Source organism: Pseudonocardia sp. SID8383 (assembly GCF_009864975.1).
Classification (GTDB): Bacteria; Actinomycetota; Actinomycetes; order Mycobacteriales; family Pseudonocardiaceae; genus Pseudonocardia; species Pseudonocardia alni.
Window position 1 is genome coordinate 1 of the sequence record NZ_WWFY01000494.1, and the last position, 1593, is coordinate 1593.

A 1593-nucleotide genomic window follows, 5' to 3' on the forward strand; every position below is an offset into this window, starting at 1 on the left:
GGGGGTCGGCGTGGGCATGGTCGGCGCGGTCGGCGACGACGACCACGGCCGGACCGTCCGCGACGCCGTCGCCGCCGCCGGTGCCGACGTCGACCGGGTCGTGGTGCGGACCGGCGCGGCCACCGGCACCGCGGTCATCACCGTCGACGCCGCGGGCGACAACACGATCGTCGTCTCGCCCGGTGCCAACGCCGCCCTGGAGCCGGGGGACCTGCCCGCCTTCGACGACGTCGCGGTGCTGACCCTGTGCCTGGAGATCGGTGTCCCGACGGTGCTGGCCGCCGCCCGGGCCGCCCGAGCCGCCGGGACCACGGTGGTGCTGAACCTCTCGCCCTACGCCCCGGTGCCCGCCGAGCTGCTCGCCGCCACCGACGTGCTCGTGGTCAACGAGCACGAGGCCGCGCTGCTGGGCGGGCACCCGGTGCCCCGGTCGGTCGTGACACGCGGGGCCGCGGGCTGCGAGGTGCACGACGCGGGAACGGCTACTGTGTCCACAGTGGATGCGATGCGGGCCGATGTGGTGGACACCACCGGGTCGGGCGACGCGTTCCTGGCGGCCGTCGCCGTGCGGCTCGCCGCGGGGGACGACCTGCCGGACGCCGCGCGTTACGCCGTGCGCGCCGGTGCCCTCGCGGTCACCGTCGCCGGGGCGCAGCTGCCCGCGATCGGCGACGCCGAGCGCACCCGTTTCGGGCTGTAGGCCCCTCGAACGCCGGTGTCCCGGCCGGACCGCCATCCGGCCGGGGCGCCGGCTCCGACCCGCGGCGCGGGCTCAGAGCACGGTCAGGGTGATCGTGTCGCCGGGCTCGGCGTCGCCGCCCGCCCCCGGGTCCTGACCGACGACGCGGCCGTCGCGGCGACCGAAGGGGAAGCTGCGCTCGATGTCGACCTCGAAGCCGTCCTGACGCAGCAGCGCCTCCGCCTCGTCGGCCCGCATGCCGATCACGAACGGCACGGAGGTGGGCGCCGCGGGCTCGGCGGTCGGCGCCGGGGGCGGCGGTGCGGGCTCGGCGCCCCGGCTGGTCACCAGGGTGACCGCGGCACCACCGGCGAGCCGGGTCCCGGCGGGCGGGTCGGTGCGGATCACCGCACCGGCGGGGACCTCGCTGCTGAACTCCTCGGCGCTCGTCGAGCGCACCGGGGTCAGCCCGGCGCGGCGCACGGCGTCCTCCGCGGTGTCCACGGCGCTGCCCGCGGGCACGTCGGGCACCGCGGGACGGCCGGTCGACACCACCAGGGTGACCGTGGTCCCGCGCAGCACCCGGGTCTCCGGGGCCGGGTCCACCTGCGCGACGAGGTCGGGCGCCACGTCGTCGTCGGCCCGTTCGGTGACCGTGGGCGTCAGGTCGGACTCGGCGACGAGTGCGGTCGCCCGCTCGCGGTCCAGGCCGGTGACCGCGGGCATCGTGGTCCAGCGGCCCGACCCGAGCCACCAGGCGCCCGTCCCGGCCAGCGCGGCCAGCAGCAGGAGCAGCACCATCCACAGCGCGAACACCCGGCGGCCGCGACGGCGGCGCCCGGCCAGCTCCTCGCGGGTCATCGGCTCCGGCTGCCCGGCGGGGGTGACGGCGGTGCCGTGCGCGCCGCGGGCCC

At 78.3% G+C, this 1593-nt stretch carries 2 protein-coding genes; one reads left to right on the plus strand and one right to left on the minus strand.

All coding sequences use genetic code 11. The features are described 5' to 3' along the window. The coding region (locus GTW08_RS12130) for a PfkB family carbohydrate kinase (RefSeq protein ID WP_161151931.1) at positions 1 to 700 on the plus strand (700 nt) is incomplete at its 5' end. A 72-nt stretch (positions 701 to 772) separates the two neighbouring features. On the opposite strand, the gene GTW08_RS12135 is transcribed toward GTW08_RS12130, so the two are convergent. Further along, the coding region (locus GTW08_RS12135) for a PASTA domain-containing protein (RefSeq protein ID WP_161151932.1) at positions 773 to 1593 on the minus strand (821 nt) is incomplete at its 5' end.